The sequence below is a fragment of the Streptomyces sp. NBC_01431 genome, assembly GCF_036231355.1.
Classification (GTDB): domain Bacteria; phylum Actinomycetota; class Actinomycetes; order Streptomycetales; family Streptomycetaceae; genus Streptomyces.
Window position 1 is genome coordinate 5,928,548 of the sequence record NZ_CP109496.1, and the last position, 17,171, is coordinate 5,945,718.

General features: G+C 71.6%; 16 protein-coding genes. 11 read left to right on the forward strand and 5 right to left on the reverse strand.

Annotated elements, in window-relative coordinates; genetic code table 11:
* The first annotated feature begins 245 nt into the window (after window positions 1-245).
* The 6 genes from OG522_RS27040 (at window position 246) to OG522_RS27065 (ending at window position 5,102) form a co-directional block, all read left to right on the forward strand.
* Window positions 246-1,007: a metallophosphoesterase family protein gene (locus OG522_RS27040; RefSeq protein WP_329465601.1), complete on the forward strand. Its 762-nt coding sequence runs from the start codon at window positions 246-248 to the stop codon at window positions 1,005-1,007.
* A gap of 122 nt (window positions 1,008-1,129) precedes the next feature.
* On the forward strand, window positions 1,130-1,582 hold the full coding sequence (locus tag OG522_RS27045; protein WP_329465602.1) for an SRPBCC family protein: 453 nt from the start codon (window positions 1,130-1,132) through the stop codon (window positions 1,580-1,582).
* Window positions 1,582-2,706, forward strand: a complete 1,125-nt coding sequence (locus OG522_RS27050) for an ArsA family ATPase (protein WP_329465603.1) — start codon at window positions 1,582-1,584, stop codon at window positions 2,704-2,706. The genes OG522_RS27045 and OG522_RS27050 overlap by 1 nt, the downstream gene beginning before the upstream one ends.
* Window positions 2,707-2,776: 70 nt before the next feature.
* Window positions 2,777-3,208 (forward strand): DUF5304 domain-containing protein, encoded by a 432-nt coding sequence (locus tag OG522_RS27055; RefSeq protein ID WP_329465604.1) that lies wholly within the window; start codon window positions 2,777-2,779, stop codon window positions 3,206-3,208.
* Between the two features lie 120 nt (window positions 3,209-3,328).
* Entirely contained in the window at window positions 3,329-4,282 is a 954-nt protein-coding gene (locus OG522_RS27060; RefSeq protein ID WP_329465605.1) for an ROK family glucokinase, read from the forward strand.
* A gap of 70 nt (window positions 4,283-4,352) precedes the next feature.
* Window positions 4,353-5,102 (forward strand): endonuclease/exonuclease/phosphatase family protein, encoded by a 750-nt coding sequence (locus OG522_RS27065; RefSeq protein WP_329465606.1) that lies wholly within the window; start codon window positions 4,353-4,355, stop codon window positions 5,100-5,102.
* A 78-nt stretch (window positions 5,103-5,180) separates the two neighbouring features.
* Here the strand turns inward: OG522_RS27065 and OG522_RS27070 are convergent, their stop codons facing one another.
* Both OG522_RS27070 and OG522_RS27075 read right to left on the reverse strand, forming a co-directional pair.
* Window positions 5,181-5,759: a hypothetical protein gene (locus OG522_RS27070; RefSeq protein WP_329465607.1), complete on the reverse strand. Its 579-nt coding sequence runs from the start codon at window positions 5,757-5,759 to the stop codon at window positions 5,181-5,183.
* The gene (locus OG522_RS27075) at window positions 5,752-6,531 is read right to left on the reverse strand and encodes an alpha/beta hydrolase (RefSeq protein WP_329465608.1); all 780 of its coding nucleotides are present in this window, start codon (window positions 6,529-6,531) and stop codon (window positions 5,752-5,754) included. Before OG522_RS27075 ends, OG522_RS27070 begins: the two co-directional genes overlap by 8 nt.
* Before the next feature lie 156 nt (window positions 6,532-6,687).
* Here OG522_RS27075 and OG522_RS27080 point away from each other — a divergent pair, with 156 nt between their 5' ends.
* The 4 genes from OG522_RS27080 (at window position 6,688) to OG522_RS27095 (ending at window position 10,578) form a co-directional block, all read left to right on the forward strand.
* Window positions 6,688-7,467 carry a lysophospholipid acyltransferase family protein gene (locus OG522_RS27080; RefSeq protein WP_329465609.1) on the forward strand — a complete coding sequence of 260 codons (780 nt, stop codon included), beginning with the start codon at window positions 6,688-6,690 and terminating at the stop codon, window positions 7,465-7,467.
* Between the two features lie 28 nt (window positions 7,468-7,495).
* Window positions 7,496-8,710 carry a MacS family sensor histidine kinase gene (gene macS / locus OG522_RS27085; protein ID WP_329465610.1) on the forward strand — a complete coding sequence of 405 codons (1,215 nt, stop codon included), beginning with the start codon at window positions 7,496-7,498 and terminating at the stop codon, window positions 8,708-8,710.
* Window positions 8,707-9,405 carry a response regulator transcription factor gene (locus tag OG522_RS27090; protein WP_329465611.1) on the forward strand — a complete coding sequence of 233 codons (699 nt, stop codon included), beginning with the start codon at window positions 8,707-8,709 and terminating at the stop codon, window positions 9,403-9,405. The genes macS and OG522_RS27090 overlap by 4 nt, the downstream gene beginning before the upstream one ends.
* A 144-nt stretch (window positions 9,406-9,549) precedes the next feature.
* On the forward strand, window positions 9,550-10,578 hold the full coding sequence (locus OG522_RS27095; protein WP_329465612.1) for a 6-phosphofructokinase: 1,029 nt from the start codon (window positions 9,550-9,552) through the stop codon (window positions 10,576-10,578).
* Between the two features lie 158 nt (window positions 10,579-10,736).
* On the opposite strand, the gene OG522_RS27100 is transcribed toward OG522_RS27095, so the two are convergent.
* The 3 genes from OG522_RS27100 to OG522_RS27105 form a co-directional block, all read right to left on the reverse strand.
* Window positions 10,737-12,584 carry an anthranilate synthase family protein gene (locus tag OG522_RS27100; RefSeq protein WP_329465613.1) on the reverse strand — a complete coding sequence of 616 codons (1,848 nt, stop codon included), beginning with the start codon at window positions 12,582-12,584 and terminating at the stop codon, window positions 10,737-10,739.
* A gap of 98 nt (window positions 12,585-12,682) precedes the next feature.
* Window positions 12,683-12,739, reverse strand: a complete 57-nt coding sequence (locus OG522_RS41265) for a trp operon leader peptide (protein WP_078516689.1) — start codon at window positions 12,737-12,739, stop codon at window positions 12,683-12,685.
* Window positions 12,740-12,793: 54 nt separating this feature from the next.
* Entirely contained in the window at window positions 12,794-15,583 is a 2,790-nt protein-coding gene (locus tag OG522_RS27105) for an N-acetylmuramoyl-L-alanine amidase (RefSeq protein WP_329465614.1), read from the reverse strand.
* A 175-nt stretch (window positions 15,584-15,758) separates the two neighbouring features.
* Here OG522_RS27105 and OG522_RS27110 point away from each other — a divergent pair, with 175 nt between their 5' ends.
* Window positions 15,759-17,099, forward strand: a complete 1,341-nt coding sequence (locus OG522_RS27110) for a class II 3-deoxy-7-phosphoheptulonate synthase (protein WP_382808934.1) — start codon at window positions 15,759-15,761, stop codon at window positions 17,097-17,099.
* Window positions 17,100-17,171: the final 72 nt, after the last annotated feature.

The following is a 17,171-nucleotide window of genomic DNA, read 5'->3' on the forward strand; positions in this document are numbered from 1 at the left end:
ACGGCTCTGTGTGACGCACCGGCTGCGGTCCAAGATCGGGCAGGTGCCCGGAGGTTTCCGTGGGGGGCGGAACTCCGAGCACGACTGGACTGCCCGGACGTTACCCATGGGTAGTGGGTTCCCGATAGGGGGTTCTGGCCAGATGTTCTGTGCGTCACACATGTTTGACACTGCTTCGCGCACAGTAGTCCACACCTTTTGGGACTCGGAAGTAACCGCAGGTCCGACGGCCTAGGGTTGCCCCCATGCGAGTTCATGTGGTCAGTGACGTGCACGGGAACGCCGAGGGCCTCGCCAAGGCGGGCGACGGGGCGGACGCGCTCATCTGCCTGGGTGACCTGGTCCTCTTCCTCGACTACGCCGACCACTCGCGCGGCATCTTCCCCGACCTCTTCGGCGTCGACAACGCAGACAAGATCGTCGCCCTGCGCACCGCCCGGCGCTTCGACGAGGCCCGTGAGCTGGGGCGTTCGCTGTGGGCCGGACTCGACCGGGAGGCCGCGATCGAGGCCGCGGTCCGGCGCCAGTACGCCGAGCTGTTCGCCGCCTTCCCCGACCCGACGTACGCCACCTACGGCAACGTCGACATGCCGGACCTCTGGCCGCAGTACGCGGGGCCGGGCACCACCGTCCTGGACGGCCAGCGGATCGAGATAGCCGGCCGCGTCTTCGGCTTCGTGGGCGGCGGCCTGCGGACCTCGATGCGAACGCCCTATGAAATCTCCGACGAGGAGTACGCCGCGAAGGTCGAGGCGCTCGGCGAGGTCGACGTGCTCTGCTCGCACATCCCGCCCGAGGTCCCCGAGCTCGTGTACGACACCGTGGCGCGCCGCTTCGAGCGCGGCTCGCGCGCCCTGCTCGCCGCGATCCACAGGACCCGGCCCCGCTACTCCCTGTTCGGCCACGTCCACCAGCCGTTGGTCCGGCGGATGCGCGTCGGCGGCACCGAGTGCATCAACGTCGGCCACTTCGCGGCCACCTCCCGGCCGTTCGCCCTGGAGTGGTGATCCGGCCACTGGACCGGCGTCCGGCCCGTACGCGATAGCCTGCACACACCTCCCCGCGCTCCCGGCCAAGGCCGAGCCGGGGACTCCGACCCACCGGACCGCGCACTGGAGGAGCCACGACGATGGCGGAACACACCAGCTCGTCTATCACCATCGAGGCGGCCCCCGCCGACGTCATGCAAGTGATCGCGGACTTCGCCCGCTATCCCGAGTGGACCGGCGAGGTGAAGGAGGCCGAGGTGCTCTCCACCGACGCCGCCGGTCACGCCGAGAAGGTGCGGCTGCTGCTCGACGCGGGCGCCATCAAGGACGACCACACCCTCGCCTACTCCTGGAACGGCAACCAGGTCAGCTGGACCCTGGTCAAGTCCCAGATGCTGCGTTCCCTCGACGGCTCCTACACCCTGGCCGACGCCCCCGGCGGCGCGACCGAGGTCACCTACCAGCTGACCGTCGACGTCAAGATCCCGATGCTCGGCATGATCAAGCGCAAGGCGGAGAAGGTCATCATCGACCGCGCGCTCGCCGGTCTGAAGAAGCGCGTCGAGAGCGGCCCCGCGGACTCCGCGGCCTGATGCGTACGGTCCTCGTCACCGGCCCCGGCGGCGCGGGCCGCACCACCGTCGCGGCGGCGACCGCACTCGCCGCCGCCCGCCGGGGCACCCGAGTCACGCTGCTGACCCCGGACCGCGTGCCCGGCGAACTCGGCGGCGTCACCGTCCGCCGGATCGACTCGGCCGCGCACTTCCGCGCCGAACTCCTCGCCTTCCAGGACCGCGCGGGCGTCGCCCTCGACCTGCTCGGCGCCTCCCGCCTGGATGCCGAGGAACTCACCGAACTCCCCGGCGCCGAACAGCTCGCCCTGCTCAGCGCCCTGCGCGAGGCCGCGGCCGGAGAGCCCGACCTGCTGGTCGTCGACCTTCCGCCGACCGACCGCGCGCTGGCCGCCCTCGCCCTGCCCGAGCAGCTGCGCCGCTACCTGCGCCGGCTCCTGCCGCCCGAGCGCCAGGCCGCCCGCTCGCTGCGCCCGGTCCTCGCCCAGCTCGCCGGGGTGCCCATGCCCGCGCAGTGGCTGTACGAGACCGCGGCCCGCTGGGACCTCGAACTGGCCGCCGTCCAAGCCGTGATCGAGGACCCGGGCACGACGGTGCGGCTCGTCGTGGAACCCGGGCCCGCCGCGGCCGACGCCCTGCGCACCGCCCGGCTCGGCATCGCCCTGCACCGGCTCGCCCTCGACGTGGTGGTCGCCAACCGGCTGCTGCCCGCCGAGACCCCCGACCCCTGGCTCGCCGGGCTCGTCGCCCAGCAGCGCAAGCACCTGGACGAGCTGACCGGCGAGTTCACCGCCGTGCACGAGGTGGCGCACCTCGGGCGCGACCCGCGCGGTGACGACGACCTGGAGCTGCTCGGGTGCCGGGCGCCCGCGGAGGCGGCCGGCGCCCCGGCGTGGACCATCGAGGACCGCATCGCCGAGGACGACGTCCTGGTGTGGCGCCTCGCGCTGCCCGGCGCCGTCAAGGACGGGCTGGCCCTGGTGCGGCGCGGCGACGAACTCCTGCTCACCGTCGGCCCGTTCCGCCGCATCGTCCCGCTGCCCTCCGCGCTGCGCCGCTGCACCGTCACCGGCGCCGGGCTGAACGACGGCGTCCTGGACATCCGGTTCACACCCGATCCCGAGCTGTGGCCGCGCGGCCGCTGAACGGTATACCCCCGTTCGGGTAACGTCGAAGGAAACAGATCCGTAGGAAAACCAGTCGCTGGAGTCCGCCATGAGCGAAGCCACTGAGCACCCCGCCCCCGACGCGGATGCCTGGGCCGACGCCTGCGCCGAGGACCTCGCCGCCGAGAAGGCGCGCCGCCGCGCCGAGTACGGCACCCCGCCGGGATCCGCCGCCGAGGAACTGCGCAAGCTGCTCGACGCGGTCTCCGACAAGGTCGCCGGCGTCCTGGGGGTCCAGCCCTCGCTGCCCGGCATGGCCGCGTCGAGCGCCGTGCAACAGCTGATCAGCCAGGCGAAGTCCGCCGTCGAGCCCGTCATCGAGCGCAACCCCGAGGTCTTCGACCACCTCGCCGCCGCCGGCAACGAACTGCTCGCCGCCTACCGCTCCGCGGTCGAGGGCCACGAACGCCGATGGACGTCCGCGGACGACGCGAAGCGCGACGAGGGACCCGGCAGCACCGAGCACATCGATCTCGACTGAGTCCGCGGCCGGGGCCGGGACCTGCGCTCACCGCCGGGTGAACGCGGACTCGGCACGCTGAGCGCCACCCCGGCTCGGGTACGGTTGGCCGTAGCGGGGCTCGACCGAACTGAGGGATTCATGGGACTCACCATCGGTGTCGATATCGGCGGCACGAAGATCGCGGCGGGCGTGGTCGACGAGGACGGCAACATCCTCTCCACCCACAAGGTGCCGACTCCCGGCACGCCCGATGCCATCGTGGACGCGATCGCCTCGGCCGTCGACGGCGCACGCGCCGGACACGAGATCGTGGGCGTGGGCATCGGGGCCGCCGGTTACGTCAACCGCCAGCGCTCCACCGTCTACTTCGCGCCCAATATCGACTGGCGCCAGGAACCGCTGAAGGAGAAGGTCGAGCACCGCGTCGGCCTCCCGGTGGTCGTGGAGAACGATGCCAACGCGGCCGCCTGGGGCGAGTACCGCTTCGGGGCGGGCAAGGGTCACCGCAACGTCATCTGCATCACGCTCGGCACGGGCCTGGGCGGCGGCATCATCATCGGCAACAAGCTGCGCCGCGGCCACTTCGGCGTGGCCGCCGAGTTCGGCCACATCCGGATGGTGCCGGACGGCCTGCTGTGCGGCTGCGGCAGCCAGGGCTGCTGGGAGCAGTACGCCTCCGGCCGCGCCCTGGTCCGCTACGCCAAGCAGCGCGCCAACGCCACCCCCGAGCGGGCCGAGATCCTGCTCGCGCTGGGCAACGGCACCCCCGACGGCATCGAGGGCAAGCACATCTCGATGGCCGCGCGCCAGGGCGACCCGGTGGCGGTCGACTCGTACCGCGAACTGGCCCGCTGGGCCGGTGCGGGCCTCGCCGACCTGGCCTCGCTGTTCGACCCGTCCGCGTTCATCGTGGGCGGCGGACTCTCGGACGAGGGCGAGCTGGTGCTCGACCCGATCCGCAAGTCCTACAAGCGCTGGCTGGTCGGCGGGAACTGGCGGCCGGTCGCCGATGTGATCGCGGCCCAACTGGGCAACAAGGCCGGTCTGGTCGGCGCGGCCGACCTCGCCAGGCAGCCCGACCCCATCATGTGACACCCCTGCCAAGGCAGCGCCCGCCCGGTCCGGTCCCGGACCCGGCGGGCGCTGTCATACGTTGTGGGCCATGACCACACCTGCCGACGGCCTGCCCGCGTCCGCGACGGAGAACGGCTCGGCCGTGATCCGCGTGCTCAGCTACAACATCCGCTCGATGCGCGACGACAACGCGGCCCTCGCCCGGGTGATCCGCGCCTGCGCACCCGACCTCGTACTCATCCAGGAAGCGCCCCGCTTCTTCCGCTGGCGCAAGGCCGCGGCACGCCTCGCCGCGGCGAGCGATCTGGTGGTCCTCAGCGGCGGCGCCACCGCCGCGGGCCCGATGCTGCTCTGCTCGCTGCGCGCCACCGTGGAACGCACCGAGGACGTGCTGCTCCCGCTCACCCCCGGCCTGCACCGGCGCGGTTTCGCGACCGCGGTGGTACGCGTCGGCGGGGCCAGGATCGGCGTCCTGAGCGCCCACCTCAGCCTTCAGGAGGCCGAGCGGTACGAGCAGACGGGGGCGCTCCTCGACCGGCTGGCCGGGATGGGGGTGGAGCACGCGATCGCCGGCGGCGATCTGAACGAACGGCCCGGGGGGCGCGGCTTCGCCCGGCTGGCCGGGGCGCTCCAGGACTGCTGGGAAGTGGCGCCCTGGGGTGGGGAGTTCACGTCCACACCGGATGATCCGCATCAGCGGATCGACGCGGTGTTCGCCACCCGGGGAGTCGAAGTGCTGGGGTGCGGCGTGCCGTTGGGGCTGGTTTCGCGGGACGACCTGACCGCCGCCACGGATCACCTTCCGGTGCTGGCGGCGCTGCGGGTACCGACGGGGTGACCGGGGGCTCCGCCCCCAGACCCCGCTGCTTGACCGCCGGAGGACTTGAGGTGGCGGAGCCCGATCGTGGTTCGAGGTTCAGACCACCGCGCCGCGGCCCGGATCGTCGTCGTCCTCGTCGTGTTGCATACGGGCGAACAGGGTGGCGATGCCGCCCAGGAAGCCGCCCACGCCCAGGAAGGTGAGCCACCACGTCATGTCCCAGCCGAAGACCGCCGCGAGCAGGAGCAGCAGCGGGCCGCCCAGCACGCCCAGCCAGGCGAACTTCGCCGTGACGTCGGCCTCCGGCAGCGGCGGTGGCTCCGGCGGTACGAAGTGGCCCTCGTCCGAGGCGTCCGCATCGTCGTCGGACGCCTCGGACGCCTCGGACGGCTCGGACGGCTCGAAGTCGCGGGGGCCGCCCACGCCGGGTGCGAACACCACCGAGCTGCCGAGCGCCGGTCTCTCCTGGTCCTTGTCGGCACCGGCGTCCGGCTTCGGCTCCGGGCTCTCGGCGACCTCGGGCTCGTCCTCGATCAGGGCGAGGTCCTCCACCGATCTGAACGGTCTGGCGCCCGGCGGGTCGGCCGGTTCCTCGCCGTACCCCGCCACGATCGCCGCCCAGGCAGCCTCTTCGTCGATCGGCTGCGGTTCGCGGTCCGCGTCGTGCTCAGCCACCGGTCGTGCTCCCCTTCTTCGCGACGTCAGGAGCGAGGCGGCCGATGAACGAGTAGCTCTCCTCGAAGATCCGCTCCGCATCGTGGTCCAACGTCGCCACGTGGTAGCTCTGTTCCAGCAGGATCTCCTGGACGTCCGTGGAGGACACCCGGCTGAGGACCCGAGCCGAGTCGGCCGGCGGCACCACATGGTCCTGCGGGCTGTGCAGAACCACCAACGGCTGGGTCACCTGCGGCAGTTCACCGTCCACGATCTTGAAGAAGTTGCGCAGCGAGTGCGCCGCGTGCAGCGGCACCCGGTCGTAGCCGATCTCCTCGGAGCCTTCGAGGGCGATGTCGCTGGCGATGCCCTTGGTCGAGCGGACGAAGTGGCGGACCACCGGCAGCGCGTGGGCGGCCGCGCCGTGCACCTTGTTGCCCGGGTTGACGAGGACCAGGCCGCTGATCTCGTCGCCGTGCTTCGCGGCGAGCCGCAGCGCCAGCGCGCCGCCCATCGAGAGGCCGAAGACGAAGACCCGCGTGCAGCGCTCACGGAGCTCGCGCAGGGCGCGGTCCACCTCCGCGTACCAGTCCTGCCAGCCGGTGAGCTGCATGTCCTGCCAGCGGGTGCCGTGTCCGGGCAGCAGGGGGAGCGAGACCGTGAGGCCGCGCTCCGCCAGATATTCGGCCCAGGGGCGCAGCGACTGCGGGGAACCGGTGAAACCGTGACAGAGGAGGACGCCGACCTCTCCGCCCTCGTGGCGGAACGGCTCGGCTCCAGGGAGGACCGGCACCAGGGGTCTCCTGTTCATGAGCAGGGGCGGGGGTTGTGCGGGGGAGTCGTACTTCACGGTACGCGACCGGACTGACACCGACCAGAGCCGTCACGCGGGAGGGCCGGGCCCGGCACGGGTTAAGGTCTGTTCGACAAGCACAGGAAGGCATCCGAGTTGATCTACGGCGCAATGAAGTTCTCCATCGGCGGGTCGCTGAAGCTCGCCTTCAGGCCGTGGGTGGAGGGCCTGGAGAACATTCCCGCCGAGGGTCCGGCGATCCTCGCGAGCAACCACCTCTCCTTCTCGGACTCCTTCTTCCTGCCGGCCGTGCTGGACCGCAAGGTCACCTTCATCGCCAAGGCCGAGTACTTCACCTCCCCCGGGGTCAAGGGAAAGCTGACGGCGGCCTTCTTCAAGGGCGTCGGCCAGCTCCCGGTGGACCGCTCGGGCGCCCGCGGCGCCGGTGAGGCGGCGATCAACGCGGGTATCGACGTCATCAAGAACGGCGGCCTGTTCGGCATCTATCCGGAAGGCACGCGCTCGCCCGACGGCCGCCTCTACCGCGGCAAGCCCGGCGGTCTCGCCCGGGTGGCGCTGGCCACCGGCGCGCCCGTCATCCCGGTCGCGATGATCGACACCGAGAAGATCCAGCCCCCGGGGAAGGTCGTCCCCAAGCTGATGCGTCCCGGCATCCGGATCGGCAAGCCGCTCGACTTCAGCCGGTACCAGGGCATGGAGGGCGACCGCTTCATCCTGCGCTCGGTGACCGACGAGGTCATGTACGAGATCATGAAGCTCTCCGGCCAGGAGTACGTCGACATCTACGCGACCGCCGCCAAGCGCCAGATCGCCGATGAGGCCAAGCGCGTCGCCGACGAGCACAAGGCCGTCGAGAAGGCGGAGCGGGTCCGCGAGGCGGAGCAGGCCAAGCAGGCGGAACGCCCCGGCGACTAGCCGGTCGTCCGTCCGGGGTGGGGGGAAGATGGCGAAGCGCGAACGGGTCGTGGGGATGTCGGTGGAGCTGCCGCTGTGGCGGGCGCTGACCGGCTACCGGGTCCTCACCACGCTCTACGCGGTGGTGATCTTCGCCACGGGATACGGGAAGTTCGAGCGGCCCTGGGTCGGCATCGGCTACCTCTCGGTGCTCACCGGGTGGAACTTCGCCACGCTGCCCAGGGTGGCCAACGCGGCCGCCTGCACCAAGCGGTTCCTCTCCCTCGACCTCGCCGTGGTGCTCGTCGGCATCCTGCTGACGCCGGTCGCCGACGTCAACGCCCAGCAGGTCGACGGTCCGACGCTGCCGACCATCGCGGCGGCCGGATCGGTCCTCGCCTTCGCCATCAAGGGCGGCTGGCGCTGGGCCGGATTCGCCTCCTCACTGGTGGCCGTCGCCAACATCGTGGAACGCGGCACCCCCACCCGGGACACCTTCCACAACGTCATCCTGGTGTGGATCGCCTCGATCGCGGTCGGCTACATAGTCGAGGTGGCCCGCGCCAGTGAGGCGACCCTCGCGCGCGCCCTGGAGATCGAGGCGGCCACCCGCGAACGCGAGCGCCTCGCCCGCGGCATCCACGACAGCGTGCTCCAGGTGCTCGCCATGGTGCAGCGCCGGGGCAGCGCCCTGGGCGGCGAGGCCGCCGAGCTCGGCCGGATGGCCGGCGAGCAGGAAGTGGCCCTGCGCACCCTGGTCTCCAGCGGACTGGTGCCGCCCAGGCGGGCCTCCGAGGACGCCGCGAACGGCGCCGTGGTCCGCGCCGTGGAGGTCGACGACGAACCCGACGACGTCGCCGGGACCGATCTGCGCCTGCTGCTGGCCCCGCACGCCGGATCGCGGGTCTCCTTCGCGGAACCGGGCGCTGCGGTGCTGCTCCCGGCCCCGGCGGCCGGGGAGCTGGCGGCCGCTGTCAGTGCCGCGTTGGACAATGTCCGCAGACACGCGGGGGAGTCGGCCCAGGCCTGGATCCTGGTCGAGGACTGGGGGGACGAGGTGGTCGTGACGGTGCGGGACGACGGCCCCGGCATCCCGGCGGGCCGGCTGGAGGCGGCCGAGGGGGAGGGGCGCATGGGCGTCGCCCTCTCGATCCGGGGCCGGCTGCGGGACCTCGGCGGTACGGCGGAGCTGATCTCCGTGCCGGGCCAGGGCACGGAAGTTGAACTGAAGGTCCCACGGGGGAAGGCAGGACGGCACGGATGACGGAGCAGTACACGGTGCGGGCGGACGCGACGGTGCGGGTGATGGTGGTCGACGACCACCCGATGTGGCGTGACGCGGTGGCCCGCGACCTCGCGGCCGCCGGCTTCGACGTCGTCGCCACGGCCGGCGACGGGCCGCAGGCGGTGCGCAGGGCCCAGGCCGTCGAGCCCGACGTCCTGGTCCTCGATCTCAATCTGCCGGGCATGCCCGGAGCCCAGGTCTGCAAGGAACTGGTCGCCGCCGACCCGGCGTTGAGGGTGCTGGTCCTGTCCGCGTCGGGCGAGCACGCCGACGTCCTGGAAGCGGTGAAGTCCGGCGCGCTCGGCTACCTCCTCAAGTCCGCCAGCACCGAGGAGCTGACCGACGCCGTCCGTCGCACGGCCGTCGGCGACCCGGTGTTCACCCCGGGCCTGGCCGGCCTCGTCCTCGGCGAGTACCGCAGGCTCGCCCGGGACCCGGCGCCCGCCACCGCCGACGAGCCCAAGGCCCCACAGCTCACCGAGCGCGAGACCGAGGTGCTGCGCCTGGTCGCCAAGGGCCTGAGCTACAAGCAGATCGCCGAGCGTCTGGTCATCTCGCACCGCACGGTGCAGAACCACGTGCAGAACACTCTGGGCAAGCTCCAGCTCCACAACAGGGTGGAGCTCGTGCGGTACGCGATAGAGCGCGGCCTCGACAGCGTGGACGGCGCTTGACCGGGGCGTCCCCCGTGCGGGTGAACGACGGTCCGTCAACTCCCTTGTGGATCAAGCGAATTGACCTTTCGCCCCATCCCGCAGTGACGTACGTCACCACTAGCGTGGACCGCGTACGTCACTCCCAGGCGAAGGGACCATTCCATGCGGGTCGGAGTACTGACCGGAGGCGGTGACTGCCCCGGACTCAACGCGGTCATCCGGGGCGTCGTCCGTAAGGGTGTGCAGGAGTACGGATACGAGTTCACCGGGTTCAAGGACGGCTGGCGCGGCCCGCTGGAGGGCGCCACCGTCCAGCTGGACATCCCGGCGGTGCGCGGCATCCTGCCGCGCGGCGGCACCATCCTCGGCTCCTCGCGCACCAACCCCCTGAAGGCCGAGGACGGCGTCCGCCGCATCAAGGAGAACCTCGCCAAGTACGAGATCGACGCCGTGATCGCGATCGGCGGCGAGGACACCCTGGGGGTGGCGGCCCGGCTGAGCGACGAGTACGGCATCAAGTGCGTCGGGGTGCCCAAGACGATCGACAACGACCTGTCGGCCACCGACTACACCTTCGGCTTCGACACCGCCGTCGGCATCGCGACCGAGGCCATCGACCGCCTGCACACCACGGCCGAGTCGCACATGCGGGTGCTCGTCGTGGAGGTCATGGGCCGGCACGCGGGCTGGATCGCCCTGCACTCCGGTCTGGCCGGCGGTGCCAACGTCATCCTCATCCCCGAGCAGCGCTTCGACGTCGACCAGGTCTGCGGCTGGATCACCTCCCGCTTCAAGGCCTCGTACGCGCCGATCGTCGTCATCGCCGAAGGCGCCATGCCGAAGGACGGCGAACTGGTGCTCAAGGACGGCACCCTCGACTCCTTCGGGCACGTCCGGCTCTCCGGCGTCGGCGAGTGGCTGGCCAAGGAGATCGAGAAGCGCACCGGCAAGGAGGCCAGGACCACCGTCCTCGGCCACGTCCAGCGCGGCGGCACTCCGAGCGCCTTCGACCGGTGGCTCGCCACCCGCTTCGGACTGCACGCCATCGAGGCGGTGCGCGACGGCGACTTCGGCAAGATGGTCGCGCTGCGCGGCACCGACATCGTGCGGGTGCCGATCGCCGAGGCGACCTCGAAGCTGAAGACCGTGGACCCCGCGCTCTACGCCGAGGTGGGCGTCTTCTTCGGCTGATTTGGCCGGGGTCGGCGAAGTGGCCGGGGGCTCTGCCCCGGAGGCCCCGGCCTTCAAACACCGGACGGGCTGGAGGCCGGGCTTGAGGGGGGGGCCGGGGGAGGCCGGGCTTGAGGGGGGCCGGGGGCCCGCGGCCCCCGTGCCCCCGCTCAGCCGGATCAGCCCACCGTCACCCCCGCCAGCAGGTCCCGGATCAGTTCCGGGCCGCGCAGGGTCAGTACCGACTCGGGGTGGAACTGGATGCCCGCGTAACCCGGCCCGCGCAGTGCGTGGACCTCGCCCGTCGACGCGTCCCGGGCCACCTCCACACCCGGTACGTCCCCTTCGCACCGCGCCACGAAGCTGTTGTAGAAGCCCACCGTCTCCGGCCGGCCGAACAGGTCGATCCGCACCTGAGCCCCCTGATGCGGCACCTGCTTGCGCACGATCTCAAGCCCCAGCTCCGCCGCGATCAGCTCATGCCCGAGGCACACCCCGAGCAGCCCGTGCCGGTGCGAGCGCAGGAGTTCCGCCGCCAGCGGGCGCAGCAGCCGCATCTTCGGGTCGGCCGTCTTCGAGGGGTCGCCTGGACCGGGCCCGAGGATCACCGGCCCCTCGTGGCCGAGCGCCCGCTCGCGCAGCTGTGGGGCGTCGTAGCGGAGCACCGAGACCGAGAGCCCCGCTGAGCGCAGCACATGCGCCAGCATCGCCGTGAAGGTGTCCTCGCCGTCGATGACCAGCGCCGAGCCGGCCGGTTCGGCGGGCCGGTCCTGCATCCGCAGCCAGAACGGCGCGAGGTCGGCCCGCCGGGCGTCCAGCGCGGCCCGCACCCGGGGATCCTCCGCGAGCCGGGGCCGTACGGCATCGGTGTGCGGGCGTGCGGGCCGCACCCCGAGCGCCGCCAGGACGCCCGCCGCCTTGGCATGGGTCTCGGCGACCTCGCCCGCCGGGTCCGAGTGGCGTACCAGCGTGGCCCCGACCGGCACCTTGAGCCGCCCGTCCGGGGAGATGTCCGCCGTGCGGATCAGGATGGGGGAGTCCAGCGTCTGGGCGCCGCCCGCGTCCCGGCCGAGCAGGGCGAGCGCGCCCGCGTAATAGCCGCGCCCACCGGGCTCGTACCGCTCGATGACCCGGCACGCGTTCTGCACCGGCGACCCGGTGACCGTCGCCGCGAACATCGTCTCGCGCAGCACGTCGCGCACATCGAGCGACGAGCGGCCCCTCAACTCGTACTCGGTGTGCGCGAGATGGGCCATCTCCTTCAGGCGGGGGCCGATCACGACCCCGCCCATGTCGCCGACCGTGCACATCATCTTGAGCTCCTCGTCGACCACCATCGACAGCTCGTCGGTCTCCTTGCGGTCGGCGAGGAAGGCCAGCAGGCCCTCGGGGGTGGGACCGCCCGCCGGGTAGCGGTAGGTCCCGCTGATCGGGTTCATGACGACCGTGCCGCCGGACATCCGCACATGCACCTCGGGACTCGCCCCGACCAGCGTGCGGTCCGGGGTGTGCACCACGAACGTCCAGTACGCGCCCCGCTCGCCGGTCAGCAGGCGCCGGAACAGGGCCAGGGCGTCGGACCGGCCGAAGCCGGGGATCTCGCCGGTGAAGGTGCGCCGGATGACGAAGTTCGCGCCCTCGCCGCGGCCGATCTCGTCGTCGATCACCCGCCGGACGATCTCGGCGTACGCGTCGTCGCTGACGTCGAACCCGCCGCCCTCGACCCGCACGTCGTGCGCGGGCAGCTCGGCGAGCACGTCCGCGAGCGGCAGTTCGTAGGTCTCGTCCGCGACGAGCACCGAGAGCGGGGTGTTGTCGTCGCGGACGTCGAAGCCGCGCTCCCTGATCTGCCGGAACGGCACCAGGGCGAGGGCGGGCCGGTTGCCGACGGGGAGGTCGGCGAGGTGCTCGGCCTCGTGGACCGCGCCGATCAACAGCTCCACGGTGTCGTGGTCGCGGCCCGGGGTGCGCCTGCGCAGCAGGGCGAACGGCGGGCAGGAGTCGTCCAACAGCCTCTGGATGAGCATGAGTTGGTTCCTTCCGGTGGTGAGCGGGAGGAACAGCCCGGAAAACACTGAAGGCCGCCCCTCGGGGCGGCCTTCGCGAGTCTGTGTACGCGCAGAGATCAGCGGGCCGCCGGATGAGCGGTCCACCACCAGTTCTGGGTCGAGTGCGCGAACATGCCGGGGACTCTACCCGATGGCCCCGCGCGCCGGCAGGGCCATCGGGGCCGGGATCAGAGCAGCGTGTTGTAGATGTTCCAGCCGCTGCCGATCTGGCGGCGGTCGCCGAACGGCTGCACCGTGCCGCCGTTGCCCGGGTAGAACCAGAGCTGGCCATCGGCGTCGCGGCCGGTCAGGTCCGGCTTGCCGTCGCCGTTCAGATCGCCCGAGCTGACGATCGCGTTGTAGATGTTCCAGCCCGAGCCGATCTGGTGGCGGTCGCCGAACGGCTGGATGGAGCTGCCGGTGCCCGGGTAGAACCACAGCTTCCCGGACGGCTCGCGCGCGATGAAGTCGCCCTTGCCGTCGCCGTCGAGATCGCCGGTGCTCAGGATCGCGTCGTAGATCTGCCAGCTGCTGCCGATCTGCGTGCGCTGACCGAAGGCGGGGCCGCCCGTGCCCGGGTAGAACCAGAGCTTGCCGTCGCCGTCCCGGGCGATCAGGTCGGCCTGGCCGTCGCCGGTCAGATCGCCCGCGCCCACCAGCGCGTTGAACACGCCCCAGCCCGCGCCGAGCTTGACCCGGTCGCCGAACGGGGCGGCCGGGTTGCCGCTGCCCTTGTAGTACCAGGCCACACCGGAGGTGTCCCGGGCGATCAGGTCGCCGCGGCCATCGGCACGGAAGTCCGACAGGTCGGTCATGGCGTTGTAGACGCCCCAGCCGCTACCGATCTTGAACCGGGTCAGAAAGGGCTGTGTGATGTCGCCCGAACCCTGGTACTGCCACAGGCCACCGTTGGCGTCCCGCGCCAGCAGGTCGTAGCGGTTGTCCGCGCGGATCGGGCCGGCCGGGGTGACCTGCTGGACGTCGGCCGTGCGCACCCAGGCGATCCGGTGGTTGTAGCGGATCGGGTAGAAGGTCTGGGTGCCCTTCACCAGGGTGCCGAGCGTGGTGCCGCCGTAGTAGTAGTCACCCGCGACCGGCGCACCGGCGGCGACGTAGGCCTGGTCGGCCGGGATGGTGTACTTCGTCAGCGAGGCCGAGTTGCTGCCCTGCACCGGGACGCCGGTGCCCGCGTACGCCGCGTCCTCGGGGTAGGAGCGCCCGTAGACCGCGACCGCGGCCGTGCCCTTCGCCTTCAGGACGACCGGGCCCGAGGGATCGACCACCGCCGTGTACTGGCCGCCCGGGTTGTAGAACCAGGCCTTCTGCCCGCCGTACCAGATCGCCGTCCAGTCGCCCTGCCAGTCCGCGACGACGTAGGAGCCGCCGGCGACGACCTTGTTGGCCCAGTTGGGGCCCTCCGTGGCGACCTGCGTACCCAGGTACGGGTCGGTCAGCGGGTCGCCCGTGGTCGACGGGGTCGTGTACAGGAAGCCGAAGTTGACCGGCTCGTTGAACGTGGAGCGGACCTTGGTGACGGGGTCGAGGTACGTCGTGGTCTGGGCGCTGAACGGCGGCACGACCTTGACGACCTGGCCGGCCGCGAGCGGCTGGCCCGCGCCGCCGTCGCCGGTCGGGGCGCCGAGCAGGGACATGTAGTGGTTCCAGTCCCAGAACGGGCCCGGGTCCCAGTGCTGCCCGGCGACGTACCCGTCCAGCGGACCCGGCACCTCGTCGTGGCCGATGATGTGCTCGCGGTCCAGCGGGATGTTGAAGCGCTCGGCCAGGTACTTCACCAGCGTGGCGGAGGAGTCGTACAGCGGCTCGCCGTACCAGCTGCCCGCCTTCATCGCGAAGCCCACGTGCTCCACGCCGAGGGCGTGCATGTTCATGGTCTTGTTGCCCGCGTGGTACGACTCGTCCTTCGTCGCCACCAGTTGCGTGACGAGGCTGCCGTCGTCCTTGACGATGTAGTGCGCGCTGGCGCTGCTCGTCGGGTTCTGGAACGTGTTGACGGCGGTCTGGTAGTCGGTCTCCGTGTCGTGGATCACGATCTGCCGGATGTCGAAGCCGTTGTCCGGCCGCGTCGCCACGTTGTAGTTGTTCGGGTCGGCCGGCTTGAAGTCGCAGGCCAGGCCCACCGGGCACTCGGGCACCACCGCGTCCGCCGCCGCCTTCGAGGACGTGGCCGCCAGCGGCGCCTTCGAGGCCGTGACGGTCTTGACCGGCTTGACGGTGCTGTCCGCGGGCAGCGTCAGGCGCTGGCCGTCGGTGGTCACGCGACTCTCGCCGGAACGCACCGAGTCGAAGACGCGCCGCGCGAAGAGGTCGGCGCCCTTGGCGTCGGAGGCCTCGCTGTAGCGGGCCACCGCCGGGTACCAGGCGCCCGCCTCGCCCGGCAGCGAGCCGGTGGCCGCGCGCTGGTACTGGGCGAGCAGCGCGGCGCCCGCCCGGATGCTCTGCCCGGCGTCGTCGCGTACCGCGGCCACCGGCTTGCCGATCAGCGCCGCGGCGGTGTCCAGCGTGTGCAGCCGGGGGTCGTTGGTGTCGACGGCGGGCGCGGCGGTGGCCAGTGCCTTCTTGGGGTCGAACTTCTTCATGACCGACGGGTCGCCGCTCATGTCCAGGTGGGCGAGCCGCTCCTGGTCGCTGGGCCGCTCCAGGTCGGCGGGCGTGACCCGGGTCAGCCCCATGACGTTGTACGCGCCCGACGTGCTGGGCCTGCCGTCGTGGTCCTCCCAGAGCGTCTGGCGGTAGGAGACCGCCATCAGGACGCTCTGCGGAACCTTGAACTCCTTGGCCGCGTCCGCGAATTGGGACTGCAGGCTCCCCCCGGCACCCGGGCCCCGGCCGTCCGCCGGTGACGCCACTGCGCCCGGCGCCGCCACGGCCACCGTGCCGAGCGCGGTCGCGACGACCGCCCCGGCCACCCCATAGGCGAAAAGTCTCTTCTTCGCGTCTCGCTGCTGCCGTCTGCTCACGCTTCGGCTCACACCCACCCCTGGTCGCTTTGCCCGCTATTCAACAAGTGGCGTGAGATTAACAGGGGGCGCGGGCGCGAGAGGGACGGCCCTGGCGCGCGGCCCGTCCGCGTGCGGGTGGCCGCCGTCTCATTTAGTGGTCGCCGGGCGTGGACGGCCAGGCCGACCCCGTAATGTGGGTCCGGTGACCGTGAACGTAAACACCTGGCGTGACCTTCCCGCGGCGCAGCAGCCCGAGTACCCCGATGCCGAGGCTCTGCGCGATGTGATCGCGGACCTCGAGTCGTATCCGCCGCTCGTCTTCGCGGGCGAGTGCGACCAGCTGCGCGCCCGTCTGGGAGCCGTCGCCAAGGGCGAGGCGTTCCTGCTCCAGGGCGGCGACTGTGCCGAGGCCTTCGACGGGGTGTCGGCAGACCACATCCGGGCCAAGCTCAAGACCCTCCTCCAGATGAGCGCCGTCCTCACCTACGCGGCCTCCGTGCCCGTGGTGAAGGTCGGCCGCATCGCCGGCCAGTACTCCAAGCCCCGCTCCAAGGGCACCGAGACCCGCGACGGCGTGACCCTGCCGACCTACCGCGGTGACTCCGTGAACGGCTTCGCCTTCACGGAGAAGGACCGCGTCCCGGACCCCGAGCGCCTGAAGCGGATGTACAACGCGTCCGCCTCCACGCTCAACCTGGTGCGCGCCTTCACCACCGGCGGTTACGCGGACCTGCGCCAGGTGCACGCCTGGAACCAGGACTTCGTGAAGTCGTCCCCCTCCGGCCAGCGCTACGAGCAGCTCGCCCGCGAGATCGACAACGCGCTGAACTTCATGAAGGCCTGCGGCACCGACCCGGCCGAGTTCAAGGCCGTCGAGTTCTACGCCTCGCACGAGGCGCTGCTGCTCGACTACGAGTCGGCGCTGACCCGCGTGGACTCCCGCACCGGCAGCCTGTACGACACCTCGGGCCACATGGTGTGGATCGGTGAGCGCACCCGGCAGCTGGACGGCGCGCACATCGAGTTCGCCTCCAAGATCCGCAACCCGATCGGGATCAAGCTGGGCCCGACGACGACGGTGGACGAGGCGCTCACCTACGTCGACCGCCTGGACCCCGACCGCGAGCCCGGCCGGCTGACCTTCGTGGTCCGCATGGGCGCCGACAAGGTCCGCGACAAGCTCCCCGAGCTGGTCGAGAAGGTCACCGCCTCCGGGGCGGTCGTCGCCTGGGTCACCGACCCGATGCACGGCAACACCTTCGAGGCGGCCTCCGGCCACAAGACCCGCCGCTTCGACGACGTCCTGGACGAGGTCAAGGGCTTCTTCGAGGTCCACAAGGCGCTGGGCACCCACCCGGGCGGCATCCACGTCGAGCTCACCGGTGACGACGTCACCGAGTGCGTGGGCGGCGGCGACGAGATCTTCGTCGACGATCTGCACCAGCGCTACGAGACGGCCTGCGACCCGCGGCTCAACCGCAGCCAGTCCCTGGACCTGGCGTTCCTGGTCGCCGAGATGTACCGCGACCAGTAGGTCTCGGCCGTACGCACGAGTGGGGCGCGGATCGATGTGATCCGCGCCCCACTGGCGTATCAGGGGCTGTCG

Coding starts and splice junctions, on each gene's coding strand:
- macS (WP_329465610.1), top strand. CDS start 7,496: ATGGCGAAGCGCGAACGGGTCGTGGGGATGTCGGTGGAGCTGCCGCTG.
- OG522_RS27100 (WP_329465613.1), bottom strand. CDS start 12,584: ATGCTCATCCAGAGGCTGTTGGACGACTCCTGCCCGCCGTTCGCCCTG.
- OG522_RS27045 (WP_329465602.1), top strand. CDS start 1,130: ATGGCGGAACACACCAGCTCGTCTATCACCATCGAGGCGGCCCCCGCC.
- OG522_RS27055 (WP_329465604.1), top strand. CDS start 2,777: ATGAGCGAAGCCACTGAGCACCCCGCCCCCGACGCGGATGCCTGGGCC.
- OG522_RS27050 (WP_329465603.1), top strand. CDS start 1,582: ATGCGTACGGTCCTCGTCACCGGCCCCGGCGGCGCGGGCCGCACCACC.
- OG522_RS27060 (WP_329465605.1), top strand. CDS start 3,329: ATGGGACTCACCATCGGTGTCGATATCGGCGGCACGAAGATCGCGGCG.
- OG522_RS27040 (WP_329465601.1), top strand. CDS start 246: ATGCGAGTTCATGTGGTCAGTGACGTGCACGGGAACGCCGAGGGCCTC.
- OG522_RS27090 (WP_329465611.1), top strand. CDS start 8,707: ATGACGGAGCAGTACACGGTGCGGGCGGACGCGACGGTGCGGGTGATG.
- OG522_RS27095 (WP_329465612.1), top strand. CDS start 9,550: ATGCGGGTCGGAGTACTGACCGGAGGCGGTGACTGCCCCGGACTCAAC.
- OG522_RS27065 (WP_329465606.1), top strand. CDS start 4,353: ATGACCACACCTGCCGACGGCCTGCCCGCGTCCGCGACGGAGAACGGC.